Annotated in this window: 11 protein-coding genes, 1 tRNA gene and 1 pseudogene; 5 read left to right on the forward strand and 8 right to left on the reverse strand. The window is 69.0% G+C overall.

Going from position 1 to position 20,090, the window contains the following annotated elements; genetic code table 11:
- Nucleotides 1–264 precede the first annotated feature (264 nt).
- Nucleotides 265–540: a hypothetical protein gene (locus tag JI742_RS13650; RefSeq protein ID WP_201828035.1), complete on the reverse strand. Its 276-nt coding sequence runs from the start codon at nucleotides 538–540 to the stop codon at nucleotides 265–267.
- Nucleotides 541–632: 92 nt separating this feature from the next.
- Nucleotides 633–1,898: a hypothetical protein gene (locus JI742_RS13655; RefSeq protein WP_201828038.1), complete on the reverse strand. Its 1,266-nt coding sequence runs from the start codon at nucleotides 1,896–1,898 to the stop codon at nucleotides 633–635.
- 743 nt (nucleotides 1,899–2,641) lie between these two features.
- On the opposite strand from JI742_RS13655, the pseudogene JI742_RS13995 reads away from it, so the two are divergent.
- A pseudogene (locus JI742_RS13995) lies at nucleotides 2,642–2,957 on the forward strand (diaminopimelate epimerase); the annotation flags it as partial.
- 227 nt (nucleotides 2,958–3,184) lie between these two features.
- Entirely contained in the window at nucleotides 3,185–4,741 is a 1,557-nt protein-coding gene (locus JI742_RS13665; protein ID WP_201828041.1) for a methyl-accepting chemotaxis protein, read from the forward strand.
- A 26-nt stretch (nucleotides 4,742–4,767) separates the two neighbouring features.
- On the opposite strand, the gene JI742_RS13670 is transcribed toward JI742_RS13665, so the two are convergent.
- The 5 genes from JI742_RS13670 to JI742_RS13690 form a co-directional block, all read right to left on the reverse strand.
- Entirely contained in the window at nucleotides 4,768–5,457 is a 690-nt protein-coding gene (locus JI742_RS13670) for an HAD-IB family hydrolase (RefSeq protein ID WP_201828044.1), read from the reverse strand.
- Nucleotides 5,454–7,142: an ArnT family glycosyltransferase gene (locus JI742_RS13675; protein WP_201828047.1), complete on the reverse strand. Its 1,689-nt coding sequence runs from the start codon at nucleotides 7,140–7,142 to the stop codon at nucleotides 5,454–5,456. The genes JI742_RS13670 and JI742_RS13675 overlap by 4 nt, the downstream gene beginning before the upstream one ends.
- A 37-nt stretch (nucleotides 7,143–7,179) precedes the next feature.
- Nucleotides 7,180–8,202: a lysylphosphatidylglycerol synthase transmembrane domain-containing protein gene (locus JI742_RS13680; RefSeq protein WP_201828050.1), complete on the reverse strand. Its 1,023-nt coding sequence runs from the start codon at nucleotides 8,200–8,202 to the stop codon at nucleotides 7,180–7,182.
- Nucleotides 8,199–9,053, reverse strand: a complete 855-nt coding sequence (locus tag JI742_RS13685) for a decaprenyl-phosphate phosphoribosyltransferase (RefSeq protein ID WP_201828053.1) — start codon at nucleotides 9,051–9,053, stop codon at nucleotides 8,199–8,201. The genes JI742_RS13680 and JI742_RS13685 overlap by 4 nt, the downstream gene beginning before the upstream one ends.
- Before the next feature lie 133 nt (nucleotides 9,054–9,186).
- Nucleotides 9,187–9,948: a SapC family protein gene (locus JI742_RS13690; protein ID WP_201828056.1), complete on the reverse strand. Its 762-nt coding sequence runs from the start codon at nucleotides 9,946–9,948 to the stop codon at nucleotides 9,187–9,189.
- A 122-nt stretch (nucleotides 9,949–10,070) separates the two neighbouring features.
- On the opposite strand from JI742_RS13690, the gene JI742_RS13695 reads away from it, so the two are divergent.
- The 3 genes from JI742_RS13695 (at nucleotide 10,071) to JI742_RS13705 (ending at nucleotide 12,171) form a co-directional block, all read left to right on the forward strand.
- Nucleotides 10,071–10,910 carry a symmetrical bis(5'-nucleosyl)-tetraphosphatase gene (locus JI742_RS13695; protein ID WP_201828060.1) on the forward strand — a complete coding sequence of 280 codons (840 nt, stop codon included), beginning with the start codon at nucleotides 10,071–10,073 and terminating at the stop codon, nucleotides 10,908–10,910.
- 43 nt (nucleotides 10,911–10,953) lie between these two features.
- Nucleotides 10,954–11,041 (forward strand) — tRNA-Ser (locus JI742_RS13700).
- 692 nt (nucleotides 11,042–11,733) lie between these two features.
- Nucleotides 11,734–12,171, forward strand: a complete 438-nt coding sequence (locus JI742_RS13705; RefSeq protein ID WP_236677102.1) for a LexA family protein — start codon at nucleotides 11,734–11,736, stop codon at nucleotides 12,169–12,171.
- Between the two features lie 255 nt (nucleotides 12,172–12,426).
- On the opposite strand, the gene JI742_RS13710 is transcribed toward JI742_RS13705, so the two are convergent.
- Nucleotides 12,427–20,088, reverse strand: a complete 7,662-nt coding sequence (locus JI742_RS13710) for a VCBS domain-containing protein (protein ID WP_350309686.1) — start codon at nucleotides 20,086–20,088, stop codon at nucleotides 12,427–12,429.
- Between the last annotated feature and the right edge of the window lie 2 nt (nucleotides 20,089–20,090).

The following is a 20,090-nucleotide window of genomic DNA, read 5'->3' on the forward strand; positions in this document are numbered from 1 at the left end:
TCGGCCTGCTTGATGAACCCGATGACTTGCTCGTCTGTGAATCTGCTCTTGCGCATCGCGCTTCCTGTCGGTTGCGCGGATTCTTCTCTATTGCCTTGGTACGGATGGCGGGTTGCAGGTCACCAGGGGGAGCGGCGAGGCGGTCCGAACGGGCGCCGCAGCCACGATCTCACGATCTGACTGCCGCGGACGTCCGCGGACGGCCCGTCCTGGCTGGCCGCGGTCCAGTCTGCTCGTCGGACTTTGGGGGGGCGTTTGAATTTCCTATGCGCTGGTGGTGCCGCCGAAAGCCGCGGCCTTGGTGCCGCTGGCGAAGGGTTCGCAGGTGACGATGTGGCCGATGACGTTTTCCAGGTGCACATGCGTGTCGACGCCGCCGGGCAGCACGTACAGGCCCGTGGCATCTACCACCGCGACATCGGCGCCCACCGCGAGCTTCAGCCCGATCTGCCGGACCACGCCGCCATCGAGCAGCAGGTCGGCCACGTAGTCGTCGCTTGCGGTGATCACGCGGCCGTTGCGGACCAGTGTGGTCGTCATCTGGGCGGCTCCGAAAGAAGTGCCGCGGGATGGCCGGGCAGGCGCCCGGGGCTGCCTTCGATTCTGCGGCCTGATCCGCCCGGGGTCGGGCGTCAGTCCTCCTCGACGAGACTCCCCCACTTCTTGTCGCAGATGCGGACCATCTCTTCGAATTTCACGCGCTCGCTTGGCGCATCCTTGAGGATTCCGGAGACAGGGCTCAGGCGTGAGAACTCCTCCTGGATCGCCTTCGCTGCCTTGGGTCCCGGCGTCGGATCACCCTTCATCAGCAAGGCGATTCGCTTCTGCAGGGTGGCGACCCGGGGCAGCAGGGTGGCGGCGAACTGGAATGCCTCGGCGCACTCGTCGCGCTTGGCCTTGTAGCCGAGATAGCCCTTGTCATCGCCTGTGTTGCGCATGGCAGGGATTCCCGCCTCCGTCAACCGCTCGATCATCGACCAGCTCTTCAGCTTGGTCACGGTTCCGTGATTGACGAGAGCGCCGACCTGCACTTTCAGCACCTCCAATTGCTTGAGCCGCAATTCGTCGCTCTTGAGGAACTCCGCTCCGGCCAGCTCCATCTCGAGTTCGTGTTCCTGCTGTTCCGACAGAACCTGGTCGCGAATGTCCCGGATTTCCGCCATCACGCGCATGCCGCCGTCGAACGCGACCGCGGCCCGCTTGCGCAGACTCTTCACCTCCGACTTCAGCTCGGGCACTTGGTCCAGAGCACTGTCGATCCGGCGGTCCAGCGCACCACGCCCCTTGATGAAGTCGCCATTGGCAAATTCAGTTTCCTTCTGGGTGACGGTCTGCGCGAGGAGCCGGCTCTTCTCCAACGTGCCCCGACCACCCTCGCGAAGTTCCTGCATCTGCTTGACGTAGGGCTTGAAGTCTTCGAGGAACTTCTTAACCAGCCTGAGGCCTTCTTCGCGGCCCTTGGTGTGTTCTTCCAGCGCCTTGAAATTCTTCGAGATGCTGCTGGTATCCACATCCATCATGGGAGCCTGCTCCTTGGCGATGAACTCCTGGAGCTGCTTCTGCCCCTCGGCCCGCTTGACGATCATCTGCCTGTAGTCCTTGACAAGGACATAGTCGTCTTCGTAGTCCTTGAAGAGACGCTTGGCCTTGATGCGCAGATAGAGGTGCTCCGCACCTTCGAGGGGGCCGACCTTGATGTACGCCTCTTTGAGTTCCTTGTCCTCCCTGGCCTTCAGCACCGCTTCCAGTGCACCCTTCTTCTGGATGGACGAAGCGTTGTCGTCGCCGATCTTCTCAAGGATGGCCTTCTCGGCATGCATCCAGACGAAAGCCGCAGGCGCAACCTTCTTGTCGTTCAGCGGAAAGATGACCTCCGCCTTGTTCATTTTCTTGCCCATGATGGCTCCTTCGTATGGTTCAGTGGTTGGTCGATCGACCGCTGCGGCTGACGCTGGCGGGCCGTTTCGGCCTGCACCCAGACCACTGCGGTTGCGCCACACCGTCCAGCGGAAAATGTTAGGCCAGCAAGGCGTCCGCAGTTGTCAAACTGGTGGTGGGGGCAAACCCCTGATTCGGGGGGGATTTTGTCGTGGGGGGGGGAATGACGGCCACGCATCCAGCCCGCGGTCCTTGCAGTCGTCCGGCTCGCGGATGACGGCGCGGCAGGTCGACGCCGGGACCGTGGGCGAAGCGCCAAGCCCGACTGGTGCCGCGTTGTGGGGCTCAATTCGCAGCAGCCTCATGCAACCCACCCTGCGTCCACTAGCGCAGCCTGCGCCAGGCCCGTGCCGACGACGAGGGGGCTGCCGCCAGCACCGATTTCGAAAGCTTCATTGCCATGCTCCTTTCAAGGGTTTCCAGTTCCGGCGGTCGGTCGACCAGTGTTCGAGGCCGCGCCTTCGCACGGGTCCGTCGAGCGCGGCGCCGGCCTGCAGGACATCCCAGGTTCGACGCCGTGCCCGGCTGCAAAACAGTGCGGGAGGACGCAACGCTAAGCAACGTTAACTCGCTGATTCGCCAGTGCGCAAACCCGCGCACTCGGTCTCGCCCCGTCTGTTCGTGGGGTCGGCTCAGGCCTGACCGGGATGCGCCGGGACGGTCCAGCCCGGAATCCCGCACCGCATCACAGCATCGCCTTGACCTGAGCGAAGCCCAGTACCGTTTCGGGGTCGACCAGATCCTGATCGTCGAGCCCGGCTAGGCCGCCCCTGGTGTTGATTTCACCTACTGCATCATCAACGCCGATGGGGGCGAGGTGGAGCAATGCGGCAACGGCGCGCGCTGCTTTGCCCGGTATGCGCACGATGCGGGACTCACCAGCAAGCCGCGCATCCGCTTGCAGACAATGACAGCCATCATCGAGCCCGAGTTGCAGGCCGATGGCCGCGTCACGGCAGACATGGCCCCCCCAGCTTGAGCCAGCCCTGGTGCCCTTCGATGCCGAGGGCCTGCCGCCTGGGGCTGCTGCCGGATTCGAAGTCGGCAGCGCGGAGCCGTTCAGGCCAGACCAGGCTGCAACCTCCGGACTCCGCAAGGCTGGGTGCAGGCGCGAGATCCCGCGACGCGGCAAGCCGAGAAGAAGTTCTCGGCTTGCCCGGACGGAGGCCCCTCCCTTGCGGCCCGTCCTCAAGGTTCCTGCGCGACGTCCGAAACAGGCTTGTCTTGGACAAGCGAAGGGAACGTCATGCGCCAGAACCTGCCCGTCACGCAACGTGAATACGACTTCCCGGCCGATGCCACCTTGATGTCGAGCACCGACACGCAGAGCCACATCACCTACGCCAACGAGGCCTTCATCAAGGTCAGCGGCTTCGAGCGCGACGAGATCCTGGGCCAGCCGCACAACATGGTGCGGCATCCCGACATGCCCCGCGAGGCTTTCGCCGACATGTGGAAGACCTTGCAGTCCGGCCAGTCCTGGACCGCGCTGGTCAAGAACCGCCGCAAGGATGGCGATCACTACTGGGTGCGCGCCAATGCCACGCCGGTGGTGCGCGGCGGGCGCATGGTGGGTTACATGTCGGTCCGGACCCGACCCAGCCGTGACGAGGTCGGCCAGGCGGAGGCCACCTACCGTGCCTTCCGGGAGGGGCGCGCCGGCAGCCGCGTCTTCCACCGCGGCCTCATCGTGCACCGGGGCCTGATGGCCTGGCGCTCGGTCGGCCAGACCCTGCCCATCGCCTGGCGCCTGGCGCTGCCGCTGATGCTGATCTCGACCCTGGCCCTGCTGGCCGCCCATGGTTTCGGGCTGGACGGCGGCGGCATGCTGGGCCTGGCCGGCGTGCTCGCCCTGGGTACCGCGCTGAAGATCTGGGTGCTCAATGCCCAGATCGTGCGGCCGCTGCGCCAGGTGCTGGCCCAGGCGCAGAGCGTCGCTGCGGGCCAGGCCGGGCAGAACCTGCACTTCAACCGCATCGATGAGATCGGCATGCTCATGCGCGCGATCAACCAGGCGGGCCTGAACCTCAAGTCCCTGGTCGACGACGTCGGCGAGCAGGTGGGTGGCGTGCGGCGCGCCAGCGACGAGATCGCCAGCGGCAACGGCGACCTGAGCACGCGCACCGAACAGGCTGCGGCGCAGCTTCAGCAGACCGCTGCCTCCATGTCGCAGATGACGGCCACCGTGCGCAACAACACCGAGACCGCGCACAACGCCACCCGGCTGGCCGCCGAGGCCAGCGGTGCCGCGAGCCGAGGGGGCGAGGTGGTGGGCCGGGTGGTCGACACCATGTCGGACATCAGCAGCAGCTCGCGGCGCATCGGCGACATCATCGGCACCATCGACGGGATCGCTTTCCAGACCAACATCCTCGCGCTGAATGCCGCCGTCGAAGCAGCGCGTGCCGGCGAGCAGGGCCGGGGCTTTGCGGTGGTGGCCAGCGAGGTGCGCAGCCTTGCCCAGCGCAGCGCGGAGGCGGCCAAGGAGATCAAGCAGCTCATCCAGGCCAGCGTCGAGACGGTGGAGGCAGGGAGCTCGCTGGTCGACGATGCGGGTCGTGCCATGAGCGACATCGTCGACCGGGTGTCCCAGGTCACGAAGCTCATCTCGCACATCAGTCAGGCCTCCAGCGAGCAGAACGCGGGCATCGACCAGGTCAACACCGCCGTCAGCCAGCTCGACGATGCCACCCAGCAGAACGCAAGCCTGGTTCAGCAAAGTTCCGAGGCCGCGGCCAGTCTCCAGACCCAGGCCCAGCGGCTGACCGAGGCCATCGCCGTGTTCAAGACCGTCGCGGCCTGAGGGACCGGCAGGCCCGTTTCCCAGGCTCAGCCGGTGAGCCCGGGCAGTCGCTCGTAGTGCGCCCGGCCGTCCGGCTTGCCGACATAGATGCCGTGGTCGGCCAGGGCCAGCATGGGCCGGTCGCCGCGGGTGTCGCCATAGGCCCAGAGCACCGAGGGGGGCCGATCGGCCCACCAGGCTTGCAGGCGGCGGACTTTCTCTTCGCCGTAGCAGTTGGCGCCGCGCAAGCGGCCGCTGGCGCGTTCGTCCTGCCAGTCGAGCTGCGAGCAGAGCAGGGCGTCAAAGCCGAGCTGGCGGGCCACGGCGTCCAGGTAGACCTCGGGCGAGGCGCTGACCAGCACGCAGCGGTGGCCGGCGGCCTGGTGGGCGGCCAGGCGCCGCAGGGCGCGCGCATCGAGCAGGCCGGGCAGGGTCTGCTGCAGGAAGCGATCGGTCCAGCCGGCCAGCTCGCTGCGGCTGCGGCCGGCCACGGTGTGGCGCAGCAGCACGAGCTTGGCCGCCTCGTTGCTGATGCGGCCGAGCTGCCAGGCGGCCAGGGCCGGGCTGGTCCGGGCCAGGGCCCAGCCGAGGCGGGCCATGCCCAGGCCGCCGCGCAGCCAGGGGATCAGGCTGTCGCCGCGGGTCAGGGTGCCGTCGAAGTCGAAGGCCGCGACCACCGGACCCGCCGGGTCGCGGGCGGCGGCGGCTGCGGCGGCCGAGGCGGATGCGGCCTTCATTCGGCACCGCCTTCCGGCGCGGCCGAAGCCGGCGCCTGGGCAGGCACGGCCGGTGCACGCAGGGCTTCGGCCAAGCGCAGCGGCGCGCGCGGCGCCTGCGCGGGCGGCAGGGCGGGCACGGGCACCGGCGGCTCGGCACCGCTGCAGCGCACGGCGCCGCACAGGCGCTGGCAGAAGGCGCAGTCGCTCATCGGCAGCATGCGGGGGATCTGGTAGTAGCGCCGGTCGATCTCGGCCAGCACGCCGAGGCGGTAGGCCGCCAGCCGGAAGCCCTGGCCTTCGATGACATGGAAGGTGGCACCGTCCTGCTGCACGCTGAAGGCCCGCACCTGGTCGAAAAAGTCGGCATAGCGGGCCGGGTCGACCGGCTTGTTGCCCACGATGATTCGCAGGGTGTGGCCTTCGAAGTCGGCAAAGTCGACAAGCTGGTCGTCCTGCCGCGAATGGAATTTGCCGGTGCCGAAGACCGGCATGTAGTGGCGCCGCGCATGGCCGTAGATCGAGGCCGGCGTGAAGGCGCTGGCCATCACGATGACGCCCGGCGCCTCGACCTGGGCGAGCAGTTCGCTGGTCTTCACCGAACGCACGATCGAGGGGTAGAGGCTGCTGCGCTGCCAGTGCGCCAGCGAGCTCGCCATCACGCCCAGCGCGGCCAGCACATGCAGGCCGCCGAACACGGCGACTGCGATCACCGCCTTGCGCAGCGCCGCCCGCGGCAGCACAAAGGCCAGCAGCGCGAAGAGGAAGGGGTAGAAGGCCAGCACCCAGTGCAGGCCGATGACCTTCTTGAAGGCCAGCAGCGCGAAGACCGCATGCGGCACGATCACCACGCAGGCCAGCAGCCGGTGCGCACCCAGTGCGGCGCCCAGGCGGCCACGCTCGCGCCAGGCCAGCCAGGCCGCGCCCGGCGTCAGCAGGTAGACCATCATCCCCAGGTAGAGGCCGGGCTTGCGCCACTCGAAGACCTCGCCCTCGTTGCGGTTGATCAGGTTGAACATGACGTTCGGCCAGCAGTGCGCCTGGTTCCAGGCCAGGTGCAGGGCCGGGCCGATCAGGGCCACCAGCAGGAGCAGCGCGAAGCCCGCCAGCCGCTCGCGGCGGAACAGCGCGAAGTGGGCCAGGTAGGCCAGGCCGAGCAGCACCGCGAAGTACTTCGACAGGAAGGCCAGGGCCAGGAAGAGACCGGCCAGGGCATAGAGCGCGAGCGCCCGGCCGTCCAGCCGCGCGCGGCGCTCGGCCTGCCAGAGCACGGCCACCGACAGCGCGCTCCACAGCGCCAGCGGGATGTCGGTGGTCATCAGCACTTGCAGCAGGCCGATCGGCGTCAGCCAGAACAGCAGCACGGCGACGGCGGCGCGCTCGCGGTCCAGGCCGCGCAGCGCCAGGCCGATGGCGCCACCGACCAGCAGCGGCAGCAGCACGGCCGGCAGGCGCATCACGAAGGTCGAGTCGCCCAGCATCCGACCGAGCGCGGCATTGAACCAGCCGACCATGGGCGGGTGGTCCGAATAGCCCCAGTCGGGGTAGACACCCCACCACCAGAAGAAGGCCTCGTCGCCGGTGATGGGCAGCTTCCAGGCGATCAACGCGCGCAGCAGCAGGCTGCCCAGGCCCACGGCCAGCAGCCAGGGGCCCCAGCGGCGGGCGGGGGTGGCAGGGTCGGTCGACAGGGGCAGGGCGTGCATGCGCAGGGCGGATGGAGGACGGGCGGCGGCGGGCCGCTCAATGCAGCCGCGGATCCTTGAGGACGAAGAGGCTCCAGGCCAGGATGAGCGCGCCGGCCACGATGGCCTGCCAGAGCGTGAACAGCCGCACCAGCAGCACCAGCACCAGGGCGGGCGCCAGCGCGGCGCCGCTGGCCACCAGCAGGGCCGTCAGCAGCGCTTCCATCGAGCCCAGGCCGGCGGGCAGGGCGCTGACGGCACCGCCCACCATCGCCGCAGCGTAGTAGCCGGTGGCCAGGCCCAGGTCCAGCGGCAGGGCCAGATCGCGTGCCAGCAGCCAGACGGCCAGGCCCTGGCCGCCCCAGGCCAGCAGCGTGCTCAGCAGCCAGCGCCAGGGCCGCACCCGCAGGCAGCGGCCGGCCTCGGCCAGCCAGGTCGGCCACCAGCGGCGCAGGCTCAGGATCAGGGCCAGGCCGCCGGCCATCAGCAGGGCCGACAGGCCGAGCAGCACCGCCAGCAGCACGCCGTCGCCGGCCAAGGCCAGCAGCTCGATCATGTGCGGCAGCATTTCCTCGCGGTGGTGGCTGCCCCAGTCGCTCAGGCGGCCGCGCAGCGCCGGCCACAGCACCGGGGCGGCGGCCAGGCTCAGCAGCAGCAGGGCGAAGAGATCGGCCAGACGCTCGGCGCCGAAGATGCCCAGCGCGCGCATCGGCTCGCCCGGCCGCACCCAGGTGCCGCGTAGCGCCTCGCCGACATTGCCCGGCGTGGCCGTGAAGGCATAGCCGCAGAGGTACAGCCGCATCGCGCGGCGTAGCTTCAGGCGGCAGCCATTCTGTGCCAGCCAGGCCCACCAGCGCCAGCCGCGCAGCAGGTAGTTCAGCCAGCACAGGCCGACCACGGCCAGCACGGTGCCGGGGCGCAGCTTGTCCCAGGCGGCGGCCAGCGCATCGGCCTGCCACAGGCCCAGCACCAGGGCGTACAGGCTGGCCGCCAGGGCCGCAGCGCCGGCCAGGCGCAGCCAGCGCGGGCGGGGGGTGGCGCGGTCCTCGCGGCTTGCGGCGTGCTCGTCGACCGCCCTCATCGCCCGATCACGAAGACCGCGGCCCAGCCCAGCAGGGCGGCGATCAGCCAGGGGTCGCGGGCGATGTCGGAGGCTGCGTCCTCGCCCTGGCCGCCGTGCACGCGCTGGGTGAAGCGCAGCATGCCGAAGACGACCAGCGGCAGGCTGTAGACCAGGCGCTCGCCGTGCAGGGCCTGGGTCTCGGGGCTGGTGGCGTAGAGGCCGTAGGTGACCAGGGTGGCCGTCATGGCCATCGCCACATAGGTGTCGAGCAGCGGCAGGCTGTACTGCTTCATCACCCGGCGCTGCGAGGCGGCGTCATGCGAGGCCTCGGCCCGGCGCTTGCTGAAGCCGAGGAAGAGCGTGACGAAGAGCCCGGTGACCAGCAGCCAGCGCGAGGGCGGGATGCCCACCGCCACCGTACCCGCCAGCAGGCGCAGCATGAAGCCGGCGCTGATGAGGCAGACGTCGATCACCGCCACATGCTTGAGCTTGAAGGAGTAGGCGATGTTGATCAGCAGGTAGAGGCCGATCAGCAGGGCCAGCACCGGCTGGCCGATCACGCAGGCCAGCAGGCCGGCTGCCAGTGCCAGGCCCAGGCCCAGCGCGCCCTTCGCGCCGACCTGGCCGCTGGCGAGCGGGCGGCGGCACTTGGTGGGGTGGCGGGCGTCGGCTTCGCGGTCGACCCAGTCGTTGAGCAGGTAGACCAGGCTGGATGCCAGGCAGAAGGCCAGGGTGGCCACCAGCACGCGTTGCAGGGTGGCGGCCTCGTCCCAGGTGTGGGTGAAGAAGGCACCGGCCAGCACGAAGGCGTTCTTCGGCCACTGATGGGGCCGCATCAATCGGATCAGGGCCTTCAAGGTGCTCGACATCGACGGGTCCGGAAGCAAGGGGCGAACCGGAGGGACCGATTCCAGAGCCTGGATTATCGGCAGCGGCCCGTGACGGCCCGCTTCCGCGGCGTTGCGGGCGGCCGACAGCCCCGTGCCTGGGTGGCGGGCGGGCTCAGCCGCGCGCTGCCGCCTGCCGCCGGCTCAGCCGCTCGGTCAGGCGCACGGCATTGCTGGTGGAGATCAGGTGCGCATGCATCAGGCCGATCGCGCCATTGCGCAGCAGCTCGGCCAGGGTGGCCTCGGGCAGGGCGCGCAGCTTGGTCTCGTCGATCACCTGGATCTGCGCGACGGTCTGCTTTTGGCCGCCCGGCAGGGTCACGTCCAGGTTCACCGACTTCAGCAACTGATGCTGGACCAGCACGTTGCACAGCACCCGGGTGCGTTGCAGTTCCACTTCGAAGGCGTCGAGGAACTTCATTTGCTGCGCCAGCCAGGGGCTTGGCTGGCCGTCGTCTTGCAGCAGCAGCTCGCCGGCCTGCTCGTTGAAGCCGGGCCAGGCGGTGTCGACGATCACGCTGCGCTGGTTCTCGCCCGTGGCGGCATAGCCCAGGGGATAGCGGCGCAGGAAGGCGGGCTGGTAGCGCGCATCCCAACTGCCGTCCTCGGCCACGAACAGATTCTCCTGATCGCGCAGGCCCAGCACCACCACCGGCGCCACCGTCGGCTGCGCACCGGGCTGGCCGGCGGCGGCCGGCGCGGTGACGAAGCCGATCAGGTATTCCTTGCACAGCTCCGGAAACTCGCTGGATGCCACCGGCACCGCCGTCATGCGCGCGGCAACCGACCAATCCGCCACCGGCTGCAAGCGCTTGCCGCGGTGCTGATTGCGGTCGAGCAATTGCGGCTGCATGTAAAGCGTCGGGGTCGGGTTCATCCAGATCTCCAGGGCAAGAACGTTCGATGGGGCTTGGGCCGGACCGCCCGTGGGATCCTGCCGCGGCCCGGATGATGCCAGCCCCGCCGGCTCCGGGGCGTGGCGCCGCTCACAATCGGTCCATGCTTTATGCCGTCGGTGACATCCAGGGTTGTGCGACCGCTTTGTCGCAACTTTTGCAGCGGGTTGATTTCTCGCCCTCGCGCGACCGCCTCGTCGTGCTGGGCGACATGGTCAACCGCGGGCCCGATTCGCTGGGCACGCTGCGCATGCTGGCCGCGTTCGGCGATGCGGTGCAGTGCCTGCTCGGCAACCACGACCTGCATGCCCTGGCCCTCAGCCAGGGCATGCGCCGCCCGCACCGGCAGGACACCCTGGCCCCCCTGTTGGCCGATGCCGAGGCGCCGCGCTGGATCGACTGGCTGCGCCACCAGCCCCTGGCCCTTCAGGCCGGCGGCTGGCTGATGGTGCATGCCGGCCTGCCGCCCGCCTGGGATGCCGAGATCGCCCTGCGCGAAGCCGAGGCTGTGGCCGAGCGCCTGCGCGCGCCGGACTGGCGCGACTTCCTCGCGGTGATGTACGGCAAGCAGCCCGACCTCTGGGATCCGCAGCGCCGCGGCGACGAGCGCCTGCGTTATGCCGTCAATGCCCTGACCCGCATCCGCTACGTGCATGTGGCCGACGGCCGGCTGGATTTCGAGCTGAAGGAAAGTGCCGACCGGGCCCCGCCCGGCCTGTTGCCCTGGTTTGAGGTGCCGGGCCGGGCCAGCGCCGGCACGCCGATCGCCTTCGGCCACTGGTCCACCCTGGGCCTGATCGACCGGCCCGCGCTGCTCGCACTGGACACCGGCTGCGTCTGGGGCGGCCGGCTCAGCCTGGCCTGCCTGACGCCCGGCGCCCGCCGCATCGTGCAAGTCGACTGCCCGCAGGCCTGCGCGCCAGGTGCCGCGGCCTCGCGGTGACACAATCCGCCCCGATCCAGCCGTGCCCTTGCGCGGCTTGCTCGGAAGCTTGGCAGAGTGGTCGATTGCACCGGTCTTGAAAACCGGCAACCCGCAAGGGTTCCAGGGTTCGAATCCCTGAGCTTCCGCCAAGAAGCCTTATAAATCAATAGTTTATAAGCGTTTCGCTTGGCCGCCCCCCAAAGAACCCCCCAAAAAAAAGATGCGCCAGCGAGCGAGGGTTTTCTGACGACCGCCCTCGGCGACGACGTTGCCCGCGTCACGCGGTCTTCCTCGCGCCAAGACTGCTGCCCAGACCGACCGCAGCTCCCATTGCCTTCCTGCTCAATCAGGCACAACCAGTTCACGCCCCAGCGTCCCTGGCCTTCACCCCCGGACTCGACAGTCTCCTCACCGCAGGACGTCGCTTCGGACCCACTGAACCGGCGATAGCTGCCTGCGTGCGGGTGGCTTCCAAAGCAAGGGCGACATGCTGATCGATGTCGGCATGCCCAGTGAAGCCCGCCAAGCCCCGGCGCAGTTCGCCGGTGAGGGTGCGCAAGGCCAGGAGCCCTCGGCCACGCAGACCCGCTGAATGCTCCGGGCCGGGGGAGTCGCTCCACCCCGGCCCGGTCCCCTCGTCCCCTGTGTCCCTCTCGGGAACTTCGCCCAGCCGTTGTGCTGGGCTTTTTTTCATCCGCGGACGGCCCAAGTGGGGGGGCACCCCGGACATCCGGCATCCGCTCCGCGCGCGCGGATGGTTCCGCACCCGGGCCCGAATCCGCCCCGCCTCCGTAAACTGGATAGGTGTACAGCCTCCTGCCCCCCCCTTCATCCGCAGCCTTTGCAGCCAGACGCTGCACCCCGCCCGGTCTGGCAGCTTGACCAAACCCTGCGGGCCGGCTTCCCCTCCCCAGCCCTGGATGAGGGCGCGCCCCGCATCGACCTCAATGAAGTCCTCGTCCGGCACCCGGAGGCCACCTTCGTCATGCGGGTGGCCGGAGACTCCATGCGGGAGGCCGGCATCGACGAGGGCGACACCGTGGTTGTCGACCGGGCCATCCGCCCAGCCCACGGCATGGTGGTGGTGGCCGTCTTCGATGGAGAGTTCACCGTCAAGCGGCTGGAACTCCGGGCAGGCCGACCACGGCTTCTGGCAGCCAACCCCAGCTATCCCGCCATCGAGCCCCGCGAGGGGCAGACCTTGGAGATCTGGGGCGTGGTGGCGCACTGCATCAAGTCCTTTGTGCCGATGGAGGGCAAGGCAGGCTGGGCAGCTTGAACAGCATCCCAGCCGGACACATCGCCCCGGCACGTACTCTCAAGCCCGGAGGTGCGCCACCTCAAGCGACCAGCTTGATCGGCCGAAGCCCCGAGACCGCCCCGACCCCACGCAAGCTACCCCAGGAAGGCAGACCCTCCCGCAGCAGGCTTCAAGTCGCTCGCGCGCTGCCTTCAAGCCCTGCAGCCTACGCAGCCCGCGCCAAGCGGATCCATCGGCCGGCTCACCCGCTCAGGTGAGCCGGCCGCTTGGCGATCAGAACGCGCCCAGCTCCGCCGCGTCCGGCAACACGGTCACCCCGGTCGCCACCAGCACCTGCGCAGCGCTGCTGGCATGGTTCCAGATGGCATAAGTCTGGCCGCCGAGACTGGCCGTGCTGCTGGTGTTCCAGCCACTGCCCAGCCGCAAGGCATCGCCGGCGTTGCCCTCCACCACCAGTTGGTGGCGGTTCACCGCGGCCCCCAGCCCAGTCCAGCCCGTGCCGCTGTTGAAGCTGTTGTGCCCGGCCATGTCCAGCACATCGCGCAGTTGCAGGCTCAGGCTGTTGTTGCCGCTGCCCGTCAGGTCGATGCGCTCGATGCTGTCGATGCGGCCGAAGCCGATGCCGCCGTCGTTGCCCACGTTGGCGATGCTGGCGAGGTTGAAGGCAACCCCGCTGCCCACCACTTGGATCGTGTCGATGCCACTGCCACCATCCACCCGGGCCAGGTTGTCGTTGCTGAGGCCGGTGCTCAGCGCTGCGAGGTTGCTGGCATTGAGCTGGAACACATCGTTGCCGGCGCCGCCGTAAAGCACGTCGGCCCCGCCATTGCCAACCAGGGTGTCGTCCCCGGCCCCGGCGGCGATGTTGTCCTCACCCGCCGTGCCGGTCAGCGTTTCGGCAGCGGCGGTGCCCACCTGGTCGAAGGCGGTCTGGATGAAGGCGCCGCTGGTGCTGCCGAAGATGACGTAGCTGCGGCCGGCATCGGTGCCGGCGCTGGGGTCGCTGCGGTCGGCGCCCACGATCAGGTCGGCCAGGCCGTCGCCGTTCACATCGCCTGCGGCGCTCACGCTGCGGCCGCTGAAGTCACCCGCTGCCTGCCCGTTGATCACGAAGCCGCCCGTGCCCGCCGCCACCGCGCTGAGGTTCACCTCGGTGCCCGTGCTCTTGCCGAAGACGACGTAGCTGCGGCCGGCCTCGAAGCCAGCGCTGGGGTCGCTGCGGAAGGCCCCCACGATCAGGTCGGCCAGGCCGTCGCCGTTCACATCGCCGGCGGCGCTCACGCTGCGGCCGCTGAGGTCATTCGCCGCCTGCCCGTTGATTACGAAGCCACCCGTGCCGCCTGCCACCGCGCTGAGGTTCACCTCGGTGCCCGTGCTCTTGCCGAAGACGACGTAGCTGCGGCCGGCATCGGTGCCGGCGCTGGGGTCGCTGCGGTAGGCCCCCACGATCAGGTCGGCCAAGCCGTCGCCGTTCACATCGCCTGCGGCGCTCACGCTGAAGCCGCTGAGGTCATTCGCCGCCTGCCCGTTGATCACGAAGCCGCCAGTGCCTCCTGCCACTGCACTGAGGATCACCGCCGTGCTCGTGCTCTTGCCGAAGACGACGTAACTGCGACCAGCGTCGGGGCCGGTGATGGGGTTGCTGGCGAATGCACCGACAACTAAATCGGCTAGGCCGTCACCGTTCACGTCGCCTGCAGCGCTCACGCTGCGGCCGCTGTAGTCAAACGCCGCCTGCCCATTGATCACGAAGCCGCCCACCCCCATCGCCACCGCGCTGAGGTTCACCTCGGTGCCCGTGCTCTTGCCGAAGACGACGTAGCTGCGGCCGGCATAGGAGCCGGCGCTGGGGTCGCTATCGGGCGCCCCCACGATCAGGTCGGCCAAGCCGTCGCCGTTCACATCGCCTGCGGCGCTCACGCTGATACCGCTGCGGTCATTCGCCGCCTGCCCGTTGATCACGAAGCCGCCCATGCCCCCCGCCACCGCGCTGAGGTTCACCCCCGTGCCCGTGCTCTGGCCGAAGACGACGTAGCTGCGGCCGGCATCGGAGCCGGCGCTGGGGTCGCTGCCGAAGGCTCCCACGATCAGGTCGGCCAGGCCATCACCGTTCACATCGCCTGCGGCGCTCACGCTGAAGCCGCTGAGGTCAAGCGCCGCCTGCCCGTTGATCACGAAGCCGCCTGTGCCCCCCGCCACCGCGCTGAGGTTCACCTCGGTGCCCATGCTCTTGCCGAAGACGACGTAGCTGCGGCCGGCATCGGAGCCGGCGCTGGGGTCGCTGCCGTTGGCTCCCACGATCAGGTCGGCCAGGCCGTCGCCGTTCACATCGCCTGCGGCACTCACGCTGAAGCCGCTGAAGTCAACCGCCGCCTGCCCGTTGATCACGAAGCCGCCCACGCCCGCTGCGATGGCCGAGAGGTCCACTGGAGGCGCTTGCACATTGTTCAGACCCACGCCCTCACGCACCAGCACCTGCGCCGCGCTGCTGTCGTGGTTCACGATCACATAGTTCTGGCCCCCCAGGCTGGCCGTCGTGCTCGAGCGGGTCCAGCCGGCGTCGAAGTTGACGGCATCGCCTGCATTGCCCTCCACCACCAGTTGATGGCGGTTCACTTCTGCCCCCAGCCCGCTCCAACCGCTGCCGCTGTTGAAGCTGTTGTGCCCGGCCATGTCCAGCACATCGCGCAGTTGCAGGCTCAGGCTGTTGTTGCCGCTGCCCGTCAGGTCGATGCGCTCGATGCTGTCGATGCGGCCGAAGCCGACACCACCGTCGTTGCCCACGTTGGCGATGCTGGCGAGGTTGAAGGCAACCCCGCTGCCCACCACTTGGATCGTGTCGATGCCACTGCCACCATCCACCCGGGCCAGGTTGTCGTTGCTGAGGCCGGCGCTCAGCGCTGCAAGGTTGCTGGCATTGAGCTGGAACACATCGTTGCCGGCCCCGCCGTAGAGCACGTCGGCCCCGCCATTGCCAACCAGGGTGTCGTCCCCGGCCCCGGCGGCGATGTTGTCCTCACCCGCCGTGCCGGTCAGCGTTTCGGCAGCGGCGGTGCCCACCTGGTCGAAGGCGGTCTGGATGAAGGCGCCGCTGGTGCTGCCGAAGATGACGTAGCTGCGGCCGGCATCGGTGCCGGCGCTGGGGTCGCTGCGGTCGGCGCCCACGATCAGGTCGGCCAGGCCGTCGCCGTTCACATCGCCTGCGGCGCTCACGCTGCGGCCGCTGAAGTCACCCGCTGCCTGCCCGTTGATCACGAAGCCGCCCGTGCCCGCCGCCACCGCGCTGAGGTTCACCTCGGTGCCCGTGCTCTTGCCGAAGACGACGTAGCTGCGGCCGGCCTCGAAGCCAGCGCTGGGGTCGCTGAAGTCGGCCCCCACGATCAGGTCGGCCAGGCCGTCGCCGTTCACATCGCCTGCAGCGCTCACGCTGCGGCCGCTGAGGTCATACGCCGCCTGCCCGTTGATCACGAAGCCGCCCGTGCCACCCGCCACCGCGCTGAGGTTCACCTCGGTGCCCGTGCTCTTGCCGAAGACGACGTAGCTGCGGCCGGCATCGGGGCCGGCGCTGGGGTCGCTGCGGTAGGCCCCCACGATCAGGTCGGCCAAGCCGTCGCCGTTCACATCGCCTGCGGCGCTCACGCTGAAGCCGCTGAGGTCATTCGCCGCCTGCCCGTTGATCACGAAGCCGCCCACCCCCCCCGCCACCGCGCTGAGGTTCACCGCGGTGCCCGTGCTCTTGCCGAAGACGACGTAGCTGCGGCCGGCAGAGGGGCCGGCGCTGGGGTCGCTGGCGTAAGCCCCAACGATCAGGTCCGCCAAGCCGTCGCCGTTCACATCGCCTGCGGCGCTCACGCTGATACCGCTGCGGTCAAGGGCCGCCTGCCCGTTGATCACGAAGCCGCCCACACCGGTTGCCACCGCGCTGAGGTTCACCGACGTGCCCGTGCTCTTACCGAAGACGACGTAGCTGCGGCCGGCAGAGGAGCCGGCGCTGGGGTCGCTGCGGTCAGCCCCCACGATCAGGTCCGCCAGGCCGTCGCCGTTCACATCGCCTGCGGCGCTCACGCTGCGGCCGCTGTAGTCACCCGCCGCCTGCCCATTGATCACGAAGCCGCCCACACCGGCTGCCACCGCGCTGAGGTTCACCGCCGTGCCCGTGCTCTTGCCGAAGACGACGTAGCTGCGGCCGGCATTTAAGACGGCGCTGGGGTCGCTGAGGTCAGCCCCCACGATCAGGTCGGTCAGGCCGTCGCCATTCACATCGCCTGCGGCGCTCACGCTGCGGCCGCTGGAGTCAAGCGCCGCTTGCCCGTTGATCACGAAGCCGCCCACCCCCCCCGCCACCGCGCTGAGGTTCACCTCCGTGCCCGTGCTCTTGCCGAAGACGACGTAGCTGCGGCCGGCATTGGGGCCGGCGCTGGGGTCGCTGCCGAAGGCTCCCACGATCAGGTCGGCCAGGCCGTCGTCATTCACATCGCCCGCAGCGCTCACGCTGAAGCCGCTTTGGTCACCCACCGCCTGCCCATTGATCACGAAGCCACCCACGCCCGCTGCGATGGCCGAGAGGTCCACCCGGGGCGCTTGCACATTGTTCAGGCCCACGCCCTCACGCACCAGCACCTGCGCCGCGCTGCTGTTGTGGTTCACGATCACATAGTTCTGGCCCCCCAGGCTGGCCGTGCCCGAGCGGGTCCAGCCGGCGTCGAAGTTGACGGCATCGCCGGCATTGCCCTCCACCACCAGTTGATGGCGGTTCACTTCGGCCCCCAGCCCGCTCCAGCCATTGCCGCTGTTGAAGCTGTTGTGCCCGGCCATGTCCAGCACATCGCGCAGTTGCAGGCTCAGGCTGTTGTTGCCGCTGCCCGTCAGGTCGATGCGCTCGATGCTGTCGATGCGGCCGAAGCCGATGCCGCCGTTGTTGCCGACGTTGGCGATGGTGGCCAGGTTGAGGGCAACCCCACCGCTCACCACTTGGATGGTGTCGATGCCGCTGCCACCATCCACCCGGGCCAGGTTGCCGTTGCTGAGGCCACTGCTCAGCGCTGCGAGGTTGCTGGCATTGAGCTGGAACACATCGTTGCCGGCCCCGCCGTAAAGCACGTCGGCCCCGCCGTTGCCAACCAGGGTGTCGTTGCCGGCCCCGGCGGCGATGTTGTCCTCAGCCGCCGTGCCGGTCAGCGTCTCGGCTGCGGCGGTGCCCACTTGGTCGAAGGCGGTCTGTTCGAATGCGCCGCTGGTGCTGCCGAAGATGACGTAGCTGCGGCCGGCATCGGAGCCGGCGCTGGGGTCGCTGCGGTCAGCCCCCACGATCAGGTCGGCCAGGCCGTCGCCGTTCACATCGCCTGCGGCGCTCACGCTGCGGCCGCTGTTGTCATACGCCGCCTGCCCGTTGATCACGAAGCCGCCCACCCCCGTCGCCACCGCGCTGAGGTTCACCTCTGTGCCCGTGCTCTTGCCGAAGACGACGTAGCTGCGGCCGGCGTCGTAGCCGGCGCTGGGGTCGCTGCCGTCGGCTCCCACGATCAGGTCGGCCAAGCCGTCGCCGTTCACATCGCCTGCGGCGCTCACGCTGATGCCACTGAAGTCACCCGCCGCCTGCCCGTTGATCACGAAGCCGCCCACCCCCGTCGCCACCGCGCTGAGGTTCACCTCCGTGCCCGTGCTCTGGCCGAAGACGACGTAGCTGCGGCCGGCATAGGAGCCGGCGCTGGGGTCGCTGCGGTAGGCCCCCACGATCAGGTCGGCCAGACCGTCGCCGTTCACATCGCCTGCGGCACTCACACTGCGGCCGCTGAAATCAACCGCCGCCTGCCCGTTGATCACGAAGCCGCCCACACCACTCGCCACCGCGCTGAGGTTCACCTCGGTGCCCGTGCTCTTGCCGAAGACGACGTAGCTGCGGCCGGCAAGGACGCCGGCGTTGGGGTCGCTGCGAAAGGCCCCCACGATCAGGTCGGCCAGGCCGTCGCCATTCACATCGCCCGCAGCGCTCACGCTGCGGCCGCTGAGGTCATACGCCGCCTGCCCGTTGATCACGAAGCCGCCCACCCCCATCGCCACCGCGCTGAGGTTCACCTCGGTGCCTGTGCTCTGGCCGAAGACGACGTAGCTGCGGCCGGCATCGGAGCCGGCGCTGGGGTCGCTGCGGTAGGCCCCCACGATCAGGTCGGCCAGGCCGTCGCCGTTCACATCGCCTGCAGCGCTCACGCTGCGGCCGCTGAAGTCATCCGCCGCCTGCCCGTTGATCACGAAGCCGCCCGTGCCTCCTGCCACTGCGCTTAGGTTCACCTCCGTGCCCGTGCTCTGGCCGAAGACGACGTAGCTGCGGCCGGCAAATACGCTATCGCTGGGGTAACTGCGGTCGGCCCCCACGATCAGGTCGGCCAGGCCGTCGCCGTTCACATCGCCTGCGGCGCTCACGCTGATGCCGCTGAAGTCATTCGCTGCCTGCCCGTTGATCACGAAGCCGCCTACACCCATCGCCACCGCGCTGAGGTTCACCTCGGTGCCTGTGCTCTGGCCGAAGACGACGTAGCTGCGGCCGGCATCGGAGCCGGCGCTGGGGTCGCTGCGGTAGGCCCCCACGATCAGGTCGGCCAGGCCGTCGCCGTTCACATCGCCTGCGGCGCTCACGCTGCGACCGCTGTAGTCAAACGCAGCCTGCCCGTTGATCACGAAGCCGCCCACGCCCGCTGCGATGGCCGAAAGGTCCACCCCCGGCGGCTGGGTGTCGCCGACATCCGTCACCGTCACGCTCAGGTCCTGCACATCCTGACCACCCTTGCCGTCCTGGACGCTGACCTGAACCTCGTAGACGTTGTCCGCGCCAACATCCAACGGCTGCTCGAAGTCCGGCGCATTGACGAAGCTGAGCACCCCGGTGGTGGCATCGATCGTGAAGCGGGTGGCATCGGCCCCCCCGCTGATGGCGAAGCTCAGCACATCGCTCGCGTCCACATCGGTGGCCGTGACGGTGGTGACGGCTGAGGTGTTCTCCGCCACGGGGACCATGGCGGTGGCGCCGCCTCCGTTGGAAGTGACGATGGGATCGTCGTTGGTGCCGATGATCGTGATCGTCACCGTCTGCGATTGGATTGAGCCGTCCCCGTCGCTCACGGAGATGCTGAAGGTCTCGGTGACGGTCTGGCCCTCGGCGAGTTCCTGAGCCCGGGTGTTGTCCAGGGTGTAGGTCCAGGGCTGGCTGCCGCCCACGCCGTTGGCGGTGTCGGTGAGCATGCCGAGCGTGAAGCTGCCGTAGACCGCGGTGCCGGAGAAGGTGGCGCTGTGGGTATCGGCCAGGTCCACGTCGCTGAAGGTCACCGCACCGCTGGCCACCAGGCTGTCGCTGGGGCTGGCGCTGAGGTCGGCGTCTTCGGTCACCGTACCGGCCTGGGTGGCGCTGGTGAGGACGACTTCGTCGTTGGTGCCCGTCACAGTCGCGGTCACCACCTGGCTGGCCATGCCGCCGTTGCCGTCATTGGCGGTGATCGTGAAGGTCTCAGTGGCGGTTTGGCCTGCGGCCAAGAACTGTGTGGCGCTGTTGGCCACGCGGTAGGTGTAGCTCACCGAGCCGGCATTGCCGGTGGTGCCGCTGTCGTCGCTGCTGAGCAGGCTGAGCGTGCCACCCAGGGAGCCGCTGGTCTTGGTCTGGCTGTAGCTCAGGACATCGCGGGTGTCGATGTCGCTGAAGTTCACCGACACGATGGTGCTCAGCTCGGGCGAAGTGGCGTCTTCGGTCACCGCACCGTCGCTGAAGGTGGTGACGATGGGGTCGTCGTTGGTGCCGGTGATGGTGATCGTCACCGTCTGCGACGGGGTGGATCCCTGGCCGTCGCTCACGGAGATGCTGAAGGTCTCGGTGACGGTCTGGCCCTCGGCGAGTTCCTGCGCCCGGGTGTTGTCCAGGGTGTAGGTCCAGGGCTGGCTGCCGCCCACGC

Origin of the sequence: Piscinibacter lacus, from assembly GCF_016735685.1 — a bacterium.
GTDB classification, from domain to species: domain Bacteria; phylum Pseudomonadota; class Gammaproteobacteria; order Burkholderiales; family Burkholderiaceae_C; genus Aquariibacter; species Aquariibacter lacus.